The sequence below is a fragment of the Lysobacter sp. Soil_C_59 genome, from assembly GCF_057656415.1.
In genome coordinates this window covers 42,985-61,588 of sequence record NZ_JBDGKK010000005.1, presented here as the reverse complement: position 1 = coordinate 61,588, position 18,604 = coordinate 42,985, and the positions used below count along the sequence as shown (strand labels likewise).

Genomic DNA, 18,604 nt, shown 5'->3' with positions numbered 1-18,604 from the left:
AACAACCCGGAACCAACCATGCTCAAGATCGAAAACCTCCACGTATCCGTCGCCGGCAAGGAAATCCTGAAGGGACTGTCGCTCGACGTCCAGGCCGGCCAGGTGCACGCGATCATGGGCCCCAACGGCGCCGGCAAGTCGACCCTGGGCAACATCCTGGCCGGTCGCGAAGGCTATGAAGTCACCGCTGGCACCGTCACCTTCGACGGCCGCGACCTGCTTGAACTGGAGCCGGAAGAGCGCGCTGCCGCGGGCGTCTTCCTGGCCTTCCAGTACCCGGTCGAAATCCCGGGCGTGAACAACACCTACTTCCTGCGCACCGCCCTCAACGCCCAGCGCAAGGCACGCGGAGAGGCTGAACTGGATTCGATGCAGTTCCTCAAGCTGGTGCGGCAGAAGCTGGCCGTGCTTCACTTGAAGGACGAACTGCTGCATCGCGGCGTCAATGAAGGCTTCAGCGGCGGCGAGAAGAAGCGCAACGAGATCTTCCAGCTGGCGCTGCTCGAACCGCGCCTGGCGATCCTCGACGAGACCGACTCGGGCCTGGACATCGACGCGCTCAAGGCCGTCGCCGACGGCGTCAACGCGCTGCGCGATGCCGGCCGCGCGTTCCTGGTCATCACCCACTACCAGCGCCTGCTCGACTACATCAAGCCCGACGTGGTGCACGTGCTTGCCGACGGTCGCGTGGTCGAGAGCGGCGGACCGGAACTGGCCCTGCAGCTGGAAGAGCACGGCTACGCCTGGGTCAAGGATCGCATCGCGCCGCAGGCGGCGGTCTGACATGAGCGCCCTGCTCGACTCCTTCGCCACTGCCTTCGATTCGCTGGCCGCGCGCGACGCCGCCGGCCTGGGCGACAGCCGCAAGGCAGCGCTCGAGGCGGCAATCCGCGACGGCATCCCGCATGCCCGCGTCGAAGCGTGGAAGTACACGCCGCTGCGTTCGCTGGAACGCCGCAGCTTCGTCGCCAGCGACGACTCCGTGCCCGACTACGATGCCACCCTGCTCGATGCCATCCCGGCGCCGCGGATCGTCTTCGTCAACGGCCGCCTCGATACCGCCCATTGCGACATCGCCGGACTCGGCGCCGGCATCACGCTGCAGCCGCTCTCGCAGGTGCTGCGCGAAGGCGAGCCGCGCGAGGCCAACTTCCTCGCCCGCCGCTTCGATCGCGCCGACGAGATTTTCGCCCGCCTCAACTCGGCGCTGGCCGACGATGGCATCGTGCTGCGCGCCGAAGCTGGCGCGCACGCTGCGGCGCCGCTGCACCTGGTGTTCATCGGCGCCGCCAGCAATGGCGACCGCGCCTGGCACCTGCGCAACCTGATCGAGTTGCGCGAAGGCGCGACCCTGACCGTCGTCGAGCACCAGCTCGGTGCCAGCGCGCACAGCCACCTGGCCAATGCCGTGACGCACGTGCACCTGGGCCCGAACGCCACGCTCAACCATGCCCGCGTACAGGACGAGGGCGCCACCGCCACGCTGATCTCGCGCACCGATGCGGTGATGGCGAAGTCGGCCGAGTATCGCCGCCTCGACCTCGAACTCGGCGCCGGCCTGTCGCGCCATGAGCTCAACGTCGCCCTGCACGGCGATGGCGCGAAGCTGCATGCCAACGGCGTCCTGCTCGCCACCGGCAAGCGCCACCTCGATACCCGCCTGGGCATCGACCACGTCGGCCGCGACAGCAGCTGCGACCTGACCTGGCGCGGTCTCGGTTCCGGTCGTGCCAAGGCCGCCTTCCACGGCGGCATCCTGATCCGCGAAGGCGCCGACGGCACCGCCGCCAACCTGTCCAACAAGAACCTGCTGCTGAGCGAAGGTGCCGAGATCGACACCCAGCCGGTGCTCGAGATCCACGCCGACGAAGTGCAGGCCGCGCACGGCGCCACCGTCGGCCAGCTTGATGCAACCGCGCTGTTCTACCTGCGCAGCCGCGGCGTGCCGGCCGAACAGGCGCGGGCACTGCTGACCGCGGCGTTCTGCCGCGAGACCCTGGCCGTGTTCGCGGATCGCGTTCTGCGCGAGACCCTGACCGCCCGCCTCGATGCCGCGCTGGCTACGCTGGAGACCGCATGACCGCCTCCCTCGACAGCACCATCGACTGGGCCCGGGTCCGCGCCGACTTCCCGCTGCTGACCCGCCAGGTCCACGGCAAGCCGCTGATCTACTTCGACTCGGCCAACACCGGGCAGAAGCCGGAGACGGTCATCGCCGCGGTCGACGACTTCTACCGCCACCACAACGCCAACGTCAGCCGCGCCGTGCACGCACTGGGCACCGAGGCGACCGACGCCTACGAGGGCGCGCGCAACAAGCTGGCGAAGTTCTTCAACGTGCGCGGCGACGAACTGGTGCTGTGCAGCGGCACGACTTTCGCGTTGAACCTGGTCGCCTATTCGTGGGCGCTGCCGCGCCTGCAGCCCGGCGATGCGATCGTGCTCACGCGCATGGAGCACCACGCCAACATCGTGCCGTGGCAGCTGGTTGCGCAGCGCACCGGCGCGACGATCAAGGTTGCCGAGCTCAATGAGCGCGGCGAGCTCGACCTCGAGCGCCTGTACGCGCTGCTCACGCCGGAAGTGAAGCTGCTGTCGCTGACCCACGTGTCCAACGTGCTCGGCACCGTCAACCCGGTGCGCGAGATCTGCCGCGAAGCCCGCAAGCGAGGAATCGTCACGGTGGTCGACGGCTCCCAGGCGGCGCCGCATCGCGTGCTCGACATCGCCGCGGTCGGCTGCGACTTCTACGCCATCACCGGCCACAAGATGTCCGGCCCGACCGGCACCGGCGCGCTGTGGGCGCGTCGTGAGCACCTGGCGGCGATGCCACCGTTCATCGGCGGCGGCGAGATGATCAAGGAAGTGCGCTTTGAAGGCACGGTCTTCAACGACCCGCCGCACAAGTTCGAGGCCGGCACGCCGAACATCGCCGGCTTCATCGGCCTGGGCGCGGCGGTCGACTACCTGTCGTCGCTGGGCATGCACAACGTCGAGGCGCGCGAGCAGGCCCTGCTGGCCCACGCCACCGAGGAGCTGGGGAAGGTCGAGGGCGTGCGCATCTTCGGCGAGGCCCGCGAGAAGGCGGCGGTGATCAGCTTCCTGGTCGAGGGCGCGCACGCGCACGACCTGGCCACCCTGCTCGACCTGGAAGGCGTGGCGATCCGCTCCGGCCACCATTGCGCGCATCCGCTGATGCACCACTTCGGCGTCGCCGCGACCTGCCGCGCCTCGCTGGCCTTCTACAACACCCACGACGAGATCGAGGCCTTCGTTGCGGCGCTGCGCAAGGTACGTAAACTGCTCGCATGACTGCTCACCACGCCTCCGCGCCCGTCGCGCCCGCCATCGAGTTCCGCCACGCCACCCACGCCGACATCGACGCGCTGGTCGCGCTGGTCGAGTCGGCCTACCGCGGCGACGCCAGCAAGCAGGGCTGGACCACCGAAGCCGACCTGCTCGGCGGCCGCCGCACCGGCGCCGACGACATCCAGGCCTGCATCGATCGTCCGCAGAGCGTGATCCTCATTGCCGAGCGCGTTGCCGCCGACGGTCGTCGCGAACTGCTCGCCTGCGCCCACGTTGCGGTCGAACACGGTGCCGGCTACTTCGGCATGTTCTCGGTCAACCCGACCCTGCAGGGCGGCGGCATCGGCAAGGTCGTCATCAACGAGGCCGAGCGCCTGGTCCGCGAGGACTGGGGCATGGCCGCGATGCGCATGACCGTGATCGACGTGCGCGAGGAGCTCATCGCCTTCTACGAGCGCCGCGGCTACCACCGCACCGGCATCAAGAAGCCGTTCCCGTACGGCGACGCGCGCTTCGGCGAACCCAAGCGCGACGACCTGCGTTTCGAAATCCTCGAAAAGGCGCTGTAGGGCATGAGCGACTGGGTCTTCGTCTGCGCCACCTCGCAACTGCTTCCGGGCGAATCGACCGTGGCCTGGGACGGTGACACGCCGATCCTGGTGCTCAACTACGACGGCGATTACTACGCGCTCGAAGACAAGTGCTCGCACGAGGACTTCGAGCTGTCCGCCGGCACCTTCGACGGCGAAGAAGCCACGATCGAATGCGTCCTGCACGGCGCGAAGTTCGACGTGCGCGATGGCCGCCCGCTGTGCGCGCCGGCCTACGAACCGGTGCCGAAGTTCCCGGTCAAGGTCGAGGACGGCGGGATCTGGACCCGCGACGATCGCGGCTGAGCATCGCTGCAACCCCCTGTTTGACTGGCTGACGTGACTGGCTCCGGGGCTCGTGCCCCTGGGCCAACGACGACGTTTGCCTGCCCGGACGGGCCGTCTGGCCGATCCCGCGTTCAGTTTTCGTTGCAAATGGGAATCGCTCTCATTACCATTGTCGATCGCAGCGGCAGCGCGCCGCACTCCGACTCTCAGGATCCCCCATGTACAACAGGAAGTTCGCCGTTTCGCCGCTCGCCGGCGCAGTCGCCATGGCCATCACCGCCCTGGTCGTCTCCTCCCCCGTGCTGGCTGACCCGGCCGGCGAGCCGCAGGCAAAGGACCTCGACAAGATCGAAGTGCATGGCCAGTACGTCGAGAAGCCCTCGTCGGTGAAGTACACCGAGCCGCTGCTCGACACGCCGCAGACGATTACGGTGGTCACCAAGGACGTGATGGATCAGCAGAACCTGATCGGCCTGCGCGACGTCCTGTCCACCCTGCCCGGCATCACCTTCGGTGCCGGCGAAGGCGGCGGCGGTTATGGCGACAGCATCATCCTGCGCGGCTTCAACGCCAACAGCGACATCACCACCGACAACGTCCGCGACAGCGCCCAGTACACCCGCACCGACAGCTTCAACCTCGATGCGATCGAACTGATCAACGGTTCCAACTCGGTGTATTCCGGCGCCGGTTCGGTCGGCGGCAACATCAACCTGGTCAGCAAGGCCGCGCGCGCGGGTGATTTCACCGTGCTGCAGGGTGGCGCGGGTACCGACAGCTACGGCCGCATCACCCTCGACAGCAACACTGACTTCGACAACGGCACCGCGTTCCGCATCAACGCGATGGTCCACCAGAACGACGCCCCGGGCCGCGATGTCGAGACCTTCGAACGTTGGGGCATCGCCCCGTCGCTGGCCTTCGGCCTGGGTAGCGATACCCGCTTCACCGTCAGTTACTTCCACCAGAGCGACGACAACGTCCCGCAGTACGGCGTGCCCTACTTCAGCGCCTTTGGCGGCCCGCTGCCGGGTGTCGACCCGTCCAACTACTACGGCTACCGCAACATCGACAAGCAGGAGATCGATGTCGACATGCTCACCGGCGTGTTTGAACACGATTTCAGCGACCGCATGACGCTGCGCAGCCTGGCCCGTTTCCAGCAGGTCGACCAGCTCTCCGTCGTTGACGCGCCGCAGGGCACCTGGTGCCTGGAAGGTGGCATCAACGCCGCCACCGGCCTGGCTTGCCCGCGCCCGCTCACGCCCAACACCTACCAGCCCAGCGGTCCGCGCGGCCATTCGCGCGACACCCGCAACGGCATCGCCATCAGCCAGACCGACCTGACCTCGCGCTTCGCCACCGGTTCGGTCCAGCACTCGCTGGTCGCCGGCGTCTCGTTCTCGCACGAGAGCTTCGACCTCGACACGGTCAACCTGCTGCGCACTGCGGACGGCACGCCGGTCACGCCGCCGATCATGAGCCTGACCAACCCCGACTCGCTGTGGACCGGCCCGATCAATCCGTTCCTGGTCGGCCGCACCGAAGGCACCCAGGACAACCAGGCCGTCTACGTGTTCGACACGCTCGAGTTCAACCAGCAGTGGATGCTGAACCTCGGCGCGCGCTACGAGCACAACGAGGGCGACAGCGCCATCTGGAACATCAAGACCTACACCGCGCCGACGGCAGCCAACCCGCGTCCGGACAACACCAACATCGGTGCGGTCCTCGGCCGCGCGCCGGTGGCCGCCAACGAGGATGATCTGTTCTCCTACCGCGCCGGACTGGTCTACAAGCCGCGCGAGAACGGCACCATCTACGTGTCGTACTCCAACAGCAAGACGCCGTCGAAGGCCTCCGTCAACGGCTCGTGCACGCTGACCAGCACCACCGGTACCGCCAATTGCAACGTCGACCCGGAAACCGCGGTCAACTACGAGATCGGCACCAAGTGGGACATCGGCAACCGCCTGGCGTTGACCGCGTCGGTGTTCCGCAACGACCGCGAGGAGTTCAAGGTCGCCGACCCGGGCAATCCGCTCAACCCCAGCGGCGAGCAGCAGCTCGACGGCGAAGCGCGCGTGGACGGTGTCACCCTCGGCGTCGCCGGCCAGATCACCCATGACTGGTCGATCTTCGCCAACGTCACCTGGCTCGACAGCGAAGTGCTGCAGGGCGTGTCCGACAACTGCATCGCCAACCCGAGCACCGCCTGCGGCAACACCGCGGCCAATCCCGACCCGATCAAGGGCCGGCCGATCAGCGGTACGCCGGAGCGTTCGGGCAGCCTTTGGACCACCTACGACCTCAGCCAGTGGACCTTCGGTTACGGCATCACCTACCAGAGCGGCTACGAGTACTACACCGGCGTCGGCGCCAACGCCGGCGACATCAAGGGCTACACCACCCACCGGGCGATGGTCGGCTACGACATCAACGAGCGCCTGAGCCTGCAGCTCAACGCCAACAACCTGTTCGACAAGGAGTACTACACCCGCGTCCGCAACAACGGCTGGTCGACGCCGGGCGATACCCGCTCGGTGGTATTGAGTGCCGCGTACAGGTTCTAATCCGGACTGAGTCCTGACCGGTCCCCGCGCCGCCCGGCCCATGCCGGGCGGTCGCATTGAAGGAGCACGAGACGATGCTGCTGCAAGTCCCGCAAGTCCTCACCGCCGAGCAGGTCGCGCATTGCCGCGCGCGCCTGGCGCAGGCCGGCTGGGCCGATGGCCGCATCACCGCCGGCTACCAGTCTGCGCAGGCCAAGGACAACGCTCAGCTCCCCGAGAACGATCCGGTCGCGCGCGAACTCGGCGCACTGGTGCTCGAAGCGCTGGCACGCAACTCGACGTTCTTCTCCGCGGCGCTGCCGCAGCGGATCTACCCGCCGTTGTTCAACCGCTACAGCGGCGGCCAGTCGTTCGGCTTCCACGTCGACAACGCGGTGCGCTACGACCGCAGCAGCGGCGGCGCCGAACCGGTCCGCACGGACCTGTCGGCCACGCTGTTCCTCAGCGCACCGGAAGACTACGACGGCGGCGAACTGATCATCGAGGACACCTATGGCGTGCAGCAGGTGAAGCTGCGCGCCGGCGACATGGTGCTTTACCCGGGCACGAGCCTGCACCGTGTCACGCCCGTGACGCGTGGCGAGCGCATCGCCTCGTTCTTCTGGATCCAGAGCCTGCTGCGTGAGGATGCGCAGCGCCGGCTGATGTTCGACCTCGACGTGTCGATCCGGCGCCTGACCCAGGACGTTCCCGATCACCCTGCCCTCGTGCAGCTGACCGGCGTGTACCACAACCTGCTGCGGCGCTGGGCAGAGACCTGAGACCATGAGCGCCTCTTCCGCCGCGCCCGACATCGCCGCACGCCAGCAGCGCCGCGGCTTCTGGCTGCGCACGCTGCACCAGTGGCACTGGATCAGCTCGGCGATCTGCCTGGTGGCGATGCTGCTGTTCTCCGTCACCGGCGTCACCCTCAACCACTCCAGCGTCATCGAGGCCAAGCCGCAGACGCTCAACCGCACGGTCGACATGCCGCCGTCGCTGCTGAAGGCACTGGGCAAGCGCGAGGATGGCAGCGCGCCATTGCCGGGCAGCGTCAGCGACTGGCTCAACGACGTGCTGCCGGTTGCCATCGGCGAGCAAGCCGCGGAATGGTCGGAGCAGGAGGTCTACCTCTCGCTGCCGCGTCCCGGCGGCGATGCCTGGCTGAGCATCGATCGCGCCACCGGTGCAGTCGAATACGAGCGCACGTCGCGCGGCTGGATCGCCTACCTCAACGACCTGCACAAGGGACGCAACACCGGCGCCGCGTGGCGCTGGTTCATCGACATCTTCGCCATCGCCTGCCTGGTGTTCTGCATCACCGGCCTGTTCCTGTTGCAGATGCACGCGCGCCAGCGGCCGACGACCTGGCCTTACGTGGTGCTGGGACTGGTGTTGCCGCTGCTGTTGGCACTGCTCTTCATCCACTGATTCGACCGTCACACCGCCTCCCCCGGAGATCCCATGCGTGTCCAACTGACCATTGCGCTGAGCGGCCTGCTCGCCCTGCCGGCCTATTCGGCCGAGATCAACCTCAACCTGCAGATCCCGCAGCTCAACGTCGCCGAGTATCACCGGCCGTACGTTGCGATCTGGGTCGAAGGCCCGGACCAGAAGGCGGCCGCCAATCTCGCCGTCTGGTACCAGCAGAAGGCGACCAACGAGGGCGCCGGTACCAAGTGGTTGCCGGACCTGCGTCAGTGGTGGCGGCGCAGCGGACGCACGCTCAAGGTGCCGGTCGATGGCGTCACCGGCCCGACCCGTCCGGTCGGCAAGCACGCACTGCAGTTCACCGACAGCAATCCCGAGCTGGCCGCGCTGCCGGCCGGTGACTACACGCTGGTGGTGGAAGCCGCGCGCGAAGTCGGTGGGCGCGAACTGCTCAAGATTCCGTTCAAGTGGCGCGGTGCCGGCAATGGCAGCGCGCAGGGCAGCAGCGAGCTCGGCCTGGTCACGCTGGCCAGCAAGCCCTGATTCGATCCTGACTCGCCCTCCCCCTTTCGTTCCGCTGGAGTGTTCCCCATGAAGCAGACCCTCAAGTTCGCCGCACTCGCCCTCGCGCTTTCGCTGCCGCTGGCCGCGCAGGCACACAAGGCATGGCTGCAGCCGTCGCAGACCGTGCTCGCCGGCAACAACCCGTGGGTGACCGTCGATGCAGCGGTGTCCAACGACCTGTTCTACTTCAACCATGTGCCGCTGAAGACCGACAACCTCGCCATCACCGCGCCCGACGGCAGCCAGGTCGCCGCGCAGAACAGCGCCACCGGCAAGTACCGCACGGTGTTCGACATCGAGCTCAAGCAAGCCGGTACCTACAAGATCGGCGTGGTCAATGACTACGTGATCGGCCAGTGGGACGAAGACGGCAAGCCAAAGCGCTGGCGCGGCACTGCCGCGGCGTTCGCCACCGAAGTGCCCAAGGGCGCCAAGAACCTGCAGGTGTCGCAGTCGATCAGCCGCGTCGAGACCTTCGTCACCAACGGCTCGCCCAACGACACCGCGCTCAAGCCCAGCGGCAAGGGCCTGGAGCTGGTGCCGGTGACGCATCCCAACGATCTGTTCGCCGGCGACGAAGCGAAGTTCCGCATGCAGGTCGACGGCAAGCCGGCGGCCGGCCTCGATGTCGAGATCGTCCGCGGCAATACGCGCTACCGCAACGCGCAGGACGAGATCAAGGTCAAGACCGACGCCAAGGGCGAGTTCACCGTGACCTGGCCGGAAGCCGGCATGTACTGGCTGGAAGCCACCAGCGAAGACAAGAAGACGACCGTTCCGCAGGCCAAGCAGCGTCGCATCGGTTACGTCGCCACGCTGGAAGTGCTGCCGCAGTAAGACGACGACGCAAGAAGCGAGCGCAATGCAGGCTGCAGGCGACAACCGTGGCACCGTCGATATCCTCGGCGGCGCCACCATGGGAACCACCTGGTCGGTGAAGCTGGTCGCGCGCCCGCACACCGACCTGCACGCGTTGCACTCACGCATCCAGTCACGACTGGATGACGTGATCGCACAGATGAGCAACTGGACCATCCACTCCGACCTGAGCCGCTTCAATGCCGCTGCGGCCGGAAGCTGGCACCCGCTGCGGGACGAGTTCTGGACGGTGCTGACGTGTGCGCTCGATATCGCACGCGCCAGCGATGGCGCGTACGACCCCACCATTGGCGCCATCGCCGATGCCTGGGGCTTCGGCCCCTCCGGCCGCCGTGACATGCCGCAGGACGTGCCGGCGGACGTGCTCGACTCGGTCGGCTGGCAGCGCCTGGTCCTCGACGCGCAGACGCGACGCGTGTTGCAGCCGGGCGGAACGCAGCTGGATCTGTGCGCGATCGCCAAGGGCTTTGCCGTCGATGCGGTCGCCGCGCAGTTGCATTCCGACGGCATCGACAGTGCACTCGTCGAAGTCGGTGGCGAGTTGTACGGACGCGGCCGCAAGCCAGATGGGGCGCCGTGGCGCGTGATCGTCGAGGCTTGTGCCGGCGACGAGGATGACGACAACCCGGCGCGCGTGCTCGATCTGGACGGGCTGGCCGTGGCGACCTCGGGCGATCGCTGGCATCGCGTCGAGCGCGACGGGCAGCGCTATAGCCACACCATCGACCCGCGCAGCGGTCGCCCGGCGTTGGGCGCTCCGGCCGCGGTCACCGTGGCCGCCGCCAGCGCCATGCTCGCCGATGGCTGGGCCACCGCACTGACGGTGATGGGCGCGCAGGACGGCCACGCATTCGCGTGCAGGCACGGGCTGGCGGCGCGATTCGTCGTCTCCGGCAACGGTGACCAGGACGAGCGCATGACGCCTGCATTCGCGGAGTTGTTGCAGGCGTGAGCACCGGTACGACCAACCGCCGGGCATGGCTTGGCAACGCACTGGTGCTGTCGGGCCTGCTGGTACTGGCGCTCGCATTCGGCCATTGGCAGACCGATGCATGGTGGATGGCATCTCCACGCCTTGGCAGCTGGCTGCTTGCAGCACTCGTGGTGCTGGCGTACCTGGGGCTGTGCGCGGCGATCGTTTCCGGCGCGAGATCGAAGGCGCGATCCGTTTCCCGTGGCGACGACGACGACGGCGCCGATGCGGTCCTGCTGTCGTGGGCCAGCCAGACGGGATTTGCCCAGCAGTTGGCCGAGCACACCGCTGACGCCCTGCGTGCTGCAGGCATGGCAGTGCGTGCGCTGCCGCTGCATCGCGTCGATGCCAACGTGCTGCGCAGCCATCGGCGCGCACTGTTCATCGCCAGCACCACCGGCGAAGGCGATCCGCCGGACCACGTGCTCGGATTCACCCGCCATGTGCTCGACCAGTCGATCACGCTGGAAGGGCTGGAATATGCGGTGCTGGCGTTGGGCGACCGTGCCTACGACCAGTTCTGCGGATTCGGCCGTCGCCTCGACCAGTGGTTGCACCACCACGGCGCCAGGCCTTTGTTCGACCGCATCGATGTCGATGCCGGCGACGCCGGGGCCTTGCGTCATTGGCAGCATCGACTCGGGCAGATCAGTGGCCGTGCGGACTTCGCCGACTGGAGTGCACCGGCCTACCAGTCGTGGCGCCTGGTCGAACGACGCTGGTTGAACGAGGGCAGTGTCGGCGGCCCCGCCTACCACGTCGCACTGGCGCCGCAGGACGCTGCCCATTTGGCCTGGAGCGCCGGCGACATCGCCGAGATCGGTCCGCGTCATCCTGGCGAGGCAGTCGCCGACTGGCTCGTCACTTGCGGGCTCGATGGCGACGTCGAGGTCAAGGCAGGCGATGTCGTCGAGCCGCTGTCTACGCTGCTGGCGCGGTCACGGCTTCCATCTCCGCGCGATGTGCTGGGCAAGGGTGCGCAGGCAGTGGCGGATATGCTGCAGCCATTGCCGCACCGCGAGTATTCGATCGCCTCATTGCCCGGCGACGGCAGCCTGCAATTGCTGGTGCGCCAGATGCGCCACCCGGACGGTCGCCTTGGCAGCGGCAGCGGCTGGCTGACCGCCCACGCCCAGCCGGGTACGCGCATCGACGTGCGCATCCGCCGCAACACCTCCTTCCATCCGCCGGCCGACGATCGCCCGGTGGTGTTGATCGGCAACGGCACGGGCCTGGCAGGGCTGCGTGCACTGCTCAAGGCACGCATCGCCGCAGGCCACCATCGCAACTGGCTGCTGTTCGGCGAGCGCCAGGCCGGACACGATTTCCACTATCGCGACGAGATCGAAGGCTGGCTGCGCGAAGGGCGCCTGCAGGAACTTGATCTGGCGTTCTCGCGTGATGACCCGTCCCGACGAACGTATGTGCAGCATCTGCTGCGCGAGCGGATCGAGGAGTTGCGCACGTGGGTTGCGCAGGGAGCATCGGTCTACGTCTGCGGCAGCCTCGAAGGCATGGCGCCGGACGTCGATGCGGTGCTGCGCGAGGCGGTCGGTCTCGATGCGCTGGAAACCATGGCCGCTTCGGGTCGTTATTGCCGCGACGTTTACTAAAGCTATTCGGGCAGCGGTTCGATCCGGATCAGCAGGACTTCGCCGCCGCCATCGAGGACGTGCCGCACGCGCTGCGACCCGGCGGCGATGATCGCGGTGTCCTGTGCCGCCATTGGCGGCAGGCCGGAGTCATCGGCGAACCGTGCCTGCCCCGCGATCAGGTGCACGACCCAGGTGCTTTCCGGGTCGGCGAACAACACCATCGGTCCGACCAGCGGACGGTGCCACAAATCCGCGCGCACGCGGTCGCGGCGCCACATCAGGTTGAAGTCGTGGGTGAGTCCGTCGACAAGCTCACCGGTCACGCCGCGCTCGCCGGCAAACCGCATCCGATCGTGCGGTGGCAGCAGTTCCTTCACTTCGCCATCGTCGAAGCACAGGCGCAGGCCGTTGCCGGCCAGCAGGACCAGTTCGCGGTCGATTCCGGGAAACGCCGAGAACGGCGCGTCACTCTCGATCTCGGCGATCGAAAGGCGCCAATCCCAGGGCTCGCCGGCGAGAGGAACGTGGGCGAGGATCTCGCGCGTCCAGCCCATCTGGTTCCGCCAGCGCTCGCGGCGGTACTCGTTGGCCGGGATTACCCAGGACCGGCTGCTGCGTTCGGGTGCCATCACCAGTGAGGTCGCCTGTGCGGAGTCTCTTGGCCGATAGTCTAGCTGCGGCAGGCACCTGGCAAGGCGCCACTCCGTCGCAGTCCGTTGCGGCGGAGTGGCAGTACTTCCTTGTCCCGGGATAGTCCCCTGACTCCCTTCGGGCATCCGTGCCAGTTCGCCTGCCGCCACCGCGCAGTCGGTGGCGGCAGGAGACTTCAGCGGCTGGCTGTCCTTGCAGGCGCGGCAGGCCTGGCGACGGGTTTGGCGACGGGTTTGGCCACAGGCTTTCCGGTCGCAGCCGGCTTCGCTGCCGCGACCTTCGCGGGAGCGGCGGCACCGGTGAAGACAATGCGGTCGAGGTTCTTCTCGACCGTCTTCAGGCCGACGCCCTTGACCAGCGCCAGCTGCTCGGCGCTGCGGAATGGACCGTTCGCCTTGCGGTAGGCCACGATCGCCTCCGCCTTGCCCGGCCCGATGTTGACCATGACGCGATCGATGGTCGCAGCATCGGCGGTGTTGATGTTGACCTTCTCGGCGGCGTTGACTGCGGCTGCCAACAACAACGTCAGCAGCAGCGGTAAGCCCCTCCATCCAGTTGATTTCACGGTGTGGCTCCTTGGGTTGGTTCTGGATTCCGTTCCTGCCGCGCCGGCCCCCGAGTGGGGACAACGCGGGCACCAAGTCTCTGCGCGGGCACCGGCCCGGCCTATCGCCACGGCCTTCGCGACCAGCCCGGCGCACCCCGCTGCCGGCGGTGGGGAAAGGCCTACCGGCCGCGTCAAATCGGCGGCCAGACCGGCCAGATCGCGGCCAAGCGGCCCCAATGCGCATCGGATCGGCCGCACGGGAGGCGTAAACTGGCGTCTTTCCCGCGGCCTTTCCCGCGACCCTCCCCTGCTCCGAGGCTTCTTTCATGGACACCAGCAAGGTCGACCGTTTCGTCGCCGATAAATGGGATGACGAGATCGTTCCCCAGCTCATCGAGTACATCCGCATCCCGAACAAGTCGCCGATGTTCGACGCCGACTGGGTCAAGCATGGCTACATGGAGGATGCGGTCACGCTGATGGAGCGCTGGGCCAAGGCGCAGCCGATCCCCGGCATGAAGGTCGAGGTGGTGCGCCTGGAAGGCCGCACGCCGCTGATCTTCATCGAGATCCCGGCAAGCAACGGCGGCAGCAACGACGATTGCGTGCTGCTCTATGGCCACCTGGACAAGCAGCCGGAGATGACCGGCTGGGATCCCGAGTTCGGCCCGTGGACCCCGGTCATCAAGGGCGACCGGCTCTACGGCCGCGGCGGCGCCGACGACGGCTACGCGATCTTCGGCTCGCTGACCGCCGTGCTGGCCCTGCAGGAACAGCAGCTGCCGCACTCGCGCTGCGTGATCCTGATCGAAGCCTGCGAGGAATCGGGCAGCTACGACCTGCCCGCCTACGTCGACCACCTTGCCGGTCGCATCGGCATGCCGTCGCTGGTGGTGTGCCTTGACTCGGGCTGCGGCAATTACGACCAGCTGTGGTGCACGACCTCGCTGCGCGGCCTGGCCGGCGGCAACTTCACCGTCAAGGTGCTCAGCGAAGGCGTCCACTCCGGTGACGCCTCCGGCATCGTGCCGTCGAGCTTCCGCCTGCTGCGCCAGCTGCTCTCGCGCCTGGAAGACGAGAACACCGGCAAGATCCGCATCGAGGACCTGTTCGCCGAAGTGCCGGCCGAACGCATGGCGCAGGCGCGCGAAGCGGCGAAGGTGCTCGATACGGCGATCTTCGACAAGTTCCCGCTGCTGCCGGGCATGACGCCGATGGCCAGCGATCTGACCGAGCTGGTGCTCAACCGCACCTGGCGCCCGGCGCTGTCGGTGACCGGTGTCGACGGCATGCCGCCGCTGGCGTCGGCCGGCAACGTGCTGCGCCCGCACACCTCGGTGAAGCTGTCGCTGCGCCTGCCGCCGACCCTGGATGGCAAGCGCGCCGGCGAGTTGCTCAAGGAAGTCCTGCTGAGCAACCCGCCCAACGGCGCCCAGGTCACCCTCGACCTGGAGAAGTCGTCGAGCGGCTGGAATGCACCGGCGCAGTCGCCGTGGCTGACCAAGGCGATCGACGCCTCCAGCCGTGAGTTCTTCGGCCAGCCGGCGATGTACATGGGCGAAGGCGGATCGATCCCGTTCATGGGCATGCTCGGCGAGAAGTTCCCGGGCGCGCAGTTCATGATCACCGGCGTGCTCGGCCCGCACAGCAACGCGCACGGTCCCAACGAATTCCTGCACATTCCGATGGGCAAGCGCGTCACCGCCTGCGTGTCGCGCGTGATCGCCGAGCATCACCTGGCCAGCCAGCGCGGCGAGACCACCGGCGTGGCAGCGGTGGCAGGTGGGCAGGAGCGCGGCGACCACGGTTGCTGCTGAGGGCCTCGCCCTCTCTCCCCCTCTCCCTGGCCGCCTTCGGCGGCCTGTCCCTCCCCCGCAAGGGGGGAGGGCTTTGCTTACTTCTCCCCTTGGGGGAGAGGTCGCCGCGCAACGCGCGGCGGGAGAGGGGTGCGGTGCTAGGATGCGCTCGCGTCACCCAACCACTTCAGGAGGGAGCGATATGGGCAGCATCGTCTATACGATCATCATTGGTGCGGTTATAGGAATCCTGGCGCGTTTCTTCAAACCCGGTGCCGACCCGATGGGTTGGATCCTCACCATCCTGCTCGGCATCGCCGGCGCCTATATCGGCAGCCTGCTCTATGCCGGCGGCGGATTCATCGGCTTCCTGATCTCGATCATCTGCGCGGTAGTCCTGCTCTTCATCTACGAGTTCATCCGCAGCAAGACCGCCAAACCGGCGGCGTGATTGCCAAAGCCAGACGTTATTCCAGATACAGAAACCCCGGCCAAGGCCGGGGTTTTTGTTTGCCTGCGACGAACCCTCAGTCCAGCAGGAAATCGATGACGCGCTGCGCCAGGTGTTCGGCCGAGTCGCTGACGGTATCGAGCTGAAGCTCGGCCGCCTCCGGGACTTCGTAAGGCGAGTCGATGCCGGTGAAGTTGCGCAGCTGGCCGGCGCGCGCCTTGGCATACAGACCCTTGACGTCGCGCTCCTCGGCCACCGCCAGCGGCGTGTCGATGAAGACCTCGACGAACTCGCCGGGGGCGAACAGCTCGCGCGCCATGCGCCGTTCCGCGCGGAACGGCGAGATGAAGCTGACCAGCACGATCAGGCCGGCGTCGGCCATCAGCTTGGCCACCTCCGCGACGCGGCGGATGTTCTCGACGCGGTCCTCGTCGGTGAAGCCCAGGTCCTTGTTGAGACCGTGGCGGACGTTGTCGCCGTCCAGGATGAAGGTGTGGTAGCCCAACGCGTGCAGGCGCTTGTCGACCAGGTTGGCGATGGTCGACTTGCCCGAACCCGACAGACCGGTGAACCACAGCACGCGCGGCTTCTGTCCCTTGATGCGGGCACGGGCGGTCTTGTCGACGTCCAGGTGCTGCCAGTGGATGTTGCCGGCACGGCGCAGCGCGAACTCGAGGGTACCGGCGGCAACGGTGGCGTTGCTCTGGCGGTCGATCAGGATGAAACCGCCCAGCGTGCGGCTGTCGGCATACGCCTCGAACGGCACCGGCTGGTCGAGATAGAGATTGCAGTAGCCGACCTCGTTGAGCTCCAGGTGCTTGGCGGCAAGCGGCTCCTGGGTATTCACGTCGATCTTGTGCTTGATCTCGGTGACGCTGGCGCTGACCGTGCGCGTGCCGATCTTCAACCAGTACGGCCGGCCCGGCAGCAATGCCTGGTCGCCCATCCACAGCATGTGCGCGGCGAACTGGTCCGACACCTGCGGCGGCTTGTGCGCATCGGCGATGACGTCGCCGCGGCTGATGTCCAGTTCGCCCTGCAGCGTCAGCGTCACGGCCTGGCCTTCGCCGGCCAGGTCGAGGTCGCCGCCGGCGGTGACGATCCGCGCGACCTTCGAACGCCGGCCCGAAGGCAGCACCACGATGTCGTCGCCCGGCTTCACCGAACCTGCGGCGACGGTGCCGGCAAATCCGCGGAAATCCTGGTCGGGACGGTTGACCCACTGCACCGGCAAGCGGAAGCCGATGTCGGAAGCGCCGCGGGTTACGTCGACGTTCTCCAGGTACTCGAGCACGCTCGGACCGTCGTACCAGGGCGTATTTACCGAGCGCTGCATCAGGTTGTCGCCCTGCAGCGCCGACAGCGGCACGGCCTGCACGTGGGCGATGCCGAGCTGGACGGCGAGCTCGCGATAGCCGGCGACGATCGCGTCGAACACGGCGAAGTCGAAGCCGACCAGGTCCATCTTGTTCACCGCCAGCAGCACGTGGCGGATGCCCAGCAGCGAGGCGATATAGCTGTGCCGGCGGGTCTGCGCGAGCAGTCCCTTGCGCGCATCCACCAGCACCACGGCGACATCCGCCGTGGACGCGCCGGTGGCCATGTTGCGCGTGTACTGCTCGTGGCCCGGGCAGTCGGCGACGATGAACTTGCGCTTGTCGGTGCTGAAGAAGCGGTAGGCAACATCGATCGTGATGCCCTGCTCGCGCTCGGCCGACAGGCCGTCGAGCAGCAGCGCGTAGTCGACCTCGCCGTTGCGGGTGCCGTGGCGACGGCTGTCGGATTCCAGTGCCGACAGCTGGTCGTCGAACAGCGCGCGGGTTTCGAACAGCAGGCGCCCGATCAGCGTGCTCTTGCCGTCGTCGACGCTGCCGCAGGTGATGAAGCGCAGCAGACCCTTGGTTTCGTGGCGCTGCAGGTAGGCGGCGACCTCGGAGGCGGCTTCAGAAACAGTGCCCATCAGAAATACCCCTCCTGCTTCTTCTTCTCCATCGACGCGGTCGGATCGTGATCGATCACCCGTCCCTGGCGCTCGGAGGTCGTGGCCACCAGCATCTCGGCAATGATTTTCTCCAGCGTGTCGGCCTGCGATTCGATCGCACCGGTCAGCGGATAGCAGCCCAGGGTGCGGAAGCGAACCTGGCGCAGCTGCGCCGACTCGCCCTCGCGCAATGGCAGGCGCTCGTCATCGACGAGGATCCAGGCGCCGTCGCGCTCGACCACTGGCCGCTGCGCGGCGAAGTACAGCGACGGCACGGGAATTCGCTCGCGATAGATGTACAGCCAGATGTCGAGCTCGGTCCAGTTCGACAGCGGGAACACGCGCACCGACTCGCCCTTGTGGATGCGGGTGTTGTACAGGCTCCACAGCTCCGGGCGCTGGCTCTTCGGGTCCCAGCGGTGCTGGTCGTTGCGGAAGGAGAAGATGCGTTCCTTCGCGCGCGATTTTTCTTCGTCGCGACGGGCGCCACCGATTGCCGCGTCGAAGCCGTGCAGGTCCAGCGCCTGCTTCAGCGCCTGGGTCTTCATCACGTCGGTGTGCACGGTGGCGCCGTGGCTGATCGGGCCGATGCCCTGCGCCACGCCGTCGGGATTGGTGTGCACCCGCAGCTCGACGCCGGTTTCACTGGCGCGCTGGTCGCGGAAGGCGATCATCTCGCGGAACTTCCAGCCGGTGTCGACGTGAAGCAGCGGGATCGGCGGCTTGCGCGCCGGCGCGAACGCCTTCAGCAGCAGGTGCAGCAGCACCGAACTGTCCTTGCCGATCGAGTACAGCAGCACCGGGTTGCGGAACTCGGCCGCCACCTCGCGCAGGATGTGGATGCTCTCGGCTTCGAGGCGATCGAGGTGGCTCAGGTCGACAGGCAGGGTCATCGTCAGGAAGTTGGTGGCGGGCGTCAGGGCCGGGAGCTACCGGCATTCGACGGTCGCGGCTATCTGACCACATTGTAGGAGCGGCGGACGCCTGCCCCGGAAAT

Annotated in this window: 18 protein-coding genes; 14 read left to right on the top strand and 4 right to left on the bottom strand. The window is 67.4% G+C overall.

The genetic code is table 11. The features are described from left to right. Positions 1 to 18 precede the first annotated feature (18 nt). The 12 genes from sufC (at position 19) to AC3A3Q_RS11495 (ending at position 12,199) form a co-directional block, all read left to right on the top strand. Entirely contained in the window at positions 19 to 783 is a 765-nt protein-coding gene (gene sufC, locus AC3A3Q_RS11550) for a Fe-S cluster assembly ATPase SufC (protein WP_487586397.1), read from the top strand. A 1-nt stretch (position 784) separates the two neighbouring features. Further along, entirely contained in the window at positions 785 to 2,080 is a 1,296-nt protein-coding gene (sufD, locus tag AC3A3Q_RS11545; RefSeq protein ID WP_487586396.1) for a Fe-S cluster assembly protein SufD, read from the top strand. Next, complete coding sequence (locus tag AC3A3Q_RS11540) at positions 2,077 to 3,312, top strand: cysteine desulfurase (protein ID WP_487586395.1); 1,236 nt, start codon at positions 2,077 to 2,079, stop codon at positions 3,310 to 3,312. The genes sufD and AC3A3Q_RS11540 overlap by 4 nt, the downstream gene beginning before the upstream one ends. Beyond that, the gene (locus tag AC3A3Q_RS11535) at positions 3,309 to 3,878 is read left to right on the top strand and encodes a GNAT family N-acetyltransferase (RefSeq protein ID WP_487586394.1); all 570 of its coding nucleotides are present in this window, start codon (positions 3,309 to 3,311) and stop codon (positions 3,876 to 3,878) included. The genes AC3A3Q_RS11540 and AC3A3Q_RS11535 overlap by 4 nt, the downstream gene beginning before the upstream one ends. A 3-nt stretch (positions 3,879 to 3,881) precedes the next feature. After that, entirely contained in the window at positions 3,882 to 4,205 is a 324-nt protein-coding gene (locus AC3A3Q_RS11530) for a Rieske (2Fe-2S) protein (protein ID WP_487586393.1), read from the top strand. 200 nt (positions 4,206 to 4,405) lie between these two features. After that, a complete protein-coding gene (locus tag AC3A3Q_RS11525; protein ID WP_487586392.1) occupies positions 4,406 to 6,760 on the top strand; it encodes a TonB-dependent receptor in 2,355 nt (784 codons plus the stop codon). Positions 6,761 to 6,834: 74 nt separating this feature from the next. Next, positions 6,835 to 7,521, top strand: coding sequence for a Fe2+-dependent dioxygenase (locus tag AC3A3Q_RS11520; protein ID WP_487586391.1), 687 nt, complete (start codon positions 6,835 to 6,837; stop codon positions 7,519 to 7,521). 4 nt (positions 7,522 to 7,525) lie between these two features. Further along, on the top strand, positions 7,526 to 8,170 hold the full coding sequence (locus tag AC3A3Q_RS11515) for a PepSY-associated TM helix domain-containing protein (RefSeq protein WP_487586390.1): 645 nt from the start codon (positions 7,526 to 7,528) through the stop codon (positions 8,168 to 8,170). 33 nt (positions 8,171 to 8,203) lie between these two features. Beyond that, positions 8,204 to 8,713: a DUF2271 domain-containing protein gene (locus tag AC3A3Q_RS11510; protein WP_487586389.1), complete on the top strand. Its 510-nt coding sequence runs from the start codon at positions 8,204 to 8,206 to the stop codon at positions 8,711 to 8,713. Between the two features lie 48 nt (positions 8,714 to 8,761). Further along, positions 8,762 to 9,571 carry a DUF4198 domain-containing protein gene (locus AC3A3Q_RS11505; RefSeq protein ID WP_487586388.1) on the top strand — a complete coding sequence of 270 codons (810 nt, stop codon included), beginning with the start codon at positions 8,762 to 8,764 and terminating at the stop codon, positions 9,569 to 9,571. Positions 9,572 to 9,596: 25 nt separating this feature from the next. Beyond that, the gene (locus AC3A3Q_RS11500; RefSeq protein WP_487586387.1) at positions 9,597 to 10,565 is read left to right on the top strand and encodes an FAD:protein FMN transferase; all 969 of its coding nucleotides are present in this window, start codon (positions 9,597 to 9,599) and stop codon (positions 10,563 to 10,565) included. Beyond that, positions 10,562 to 12,199, top strand: a complete 1,638-nt coding sequence (locus AC3A3Q_RS11495) for a sulfite reductase subunit alpha (RefSeq protein WP_487586386.1) — start codon at positions 10,562 to 10,564, stop codon at positions 12,197 to 12,199. Before AC3A3Q_RS11500 ends, AC3A3Q_RS11495 begins: the two co-directional genes overlap by 4 nt. A gap of 2 nt (positions 12,200 to 12,201) precedes the next feature. On the opposite strand, the gene AC3A3Q_RS11490 is transcribed toward AC3A3Q_RS11495, so the two are convergent. Both AC3A3Q_RS11490 and AC3A3Q_RS11485 read right to left on the bottom strand, forming a co-directional pair. Continuing rightward, the gene (locus AC3A3Q_RS11490) at positions 12,202 to 12,810 is read right to left on the bottom strand and encodes a HutD/Ves family protein (RefSeq protein WP_487586385.1); all 609 of its coding nucleotides are present in this window, start codon (positions 12,808 to 12,810) and stop codon (positions 12,202 to 12,204) included. Between the two features lie 197 nt (positions 12,811 to 13,007). Then, a complete protein-coding gene (locus tag AC3A3Q_RS11485; protein WP_487586384.1) occupies positions 13,008 to 13,397 on the bottom strand; it encodes a ComEA family DNA-binding protein in 390 nt (129 codons plus the stop codon). 308 nt (positions 13,398 to 13,705) lie between these two features. Here AC3A3Q_RS11485 and AC3A3Q_RS11480 point away from each other — a divergent pair, with 308 nt between their 5' ends. Together AC3A3Q_RS11480 and AC3A3Q_RS11475 are read left to right on the top strand one after the other, a co-directional pair. After that, entirely contained in the window at positions 13,706 to 15,196 is a 1,491-nt protein-coding gene (locus AC3A3Q_RS11480; protein ID WP_487586383.1) for a M20 family metallopeptidase, read from the top strand. Positions 15,197 to 15,377: 181 nt separating this feature from the next. Next, on the top strand, positions 15,378 to 15,626 hold the full coding sequence (locus tag AC3A3Q_RS11475) for a GlsB/YeaQ/YmgE family stress response membrane protein (RefSeq protein ID WP_386705067.1): 249 nt from the start codon (positions 15,378 to 15,380) through the stop codon (positions 15,624 to 15,626). Positions 15,627 to 15,702: 76 nt separating this feature from the next. On the opposite strand, the gene cysN is transcribed toward AC3A3Q_RS11475, so the two are convergent. Then, positions 15,703 to 17,586 carry a sulfate adenylyltransferase subunit CysN gene (gene cysN / locus AC3A3Q_RS11470; RefSeq protein WP_487586382.1) on the bottom strand — a complete coding sequence of 628 codons (1,884 nt, stop codon included), beginning with the start codon at positions 17,584 to 17,586 and terminating at the stop codon, positions 15,703 to 15,705. After that, positions 17,586 to 18,500, bottom strand: coding sequence for a sulfate adenylyltransferase subunit CysD (gene cysD / locus AC3A3Q_RS11465; RefSeq protein WP_487586381.1), 915 nt, complete (start codon positions 18,498 to 18,500; stop codon positions 17,586 to 17,588). The genes cysN and cysD overlap by 1 nt, the downstream gene beginning before the upstream one ends. Positions 18,501 to 18,604 lie beyond the last annotated feature (104 nt).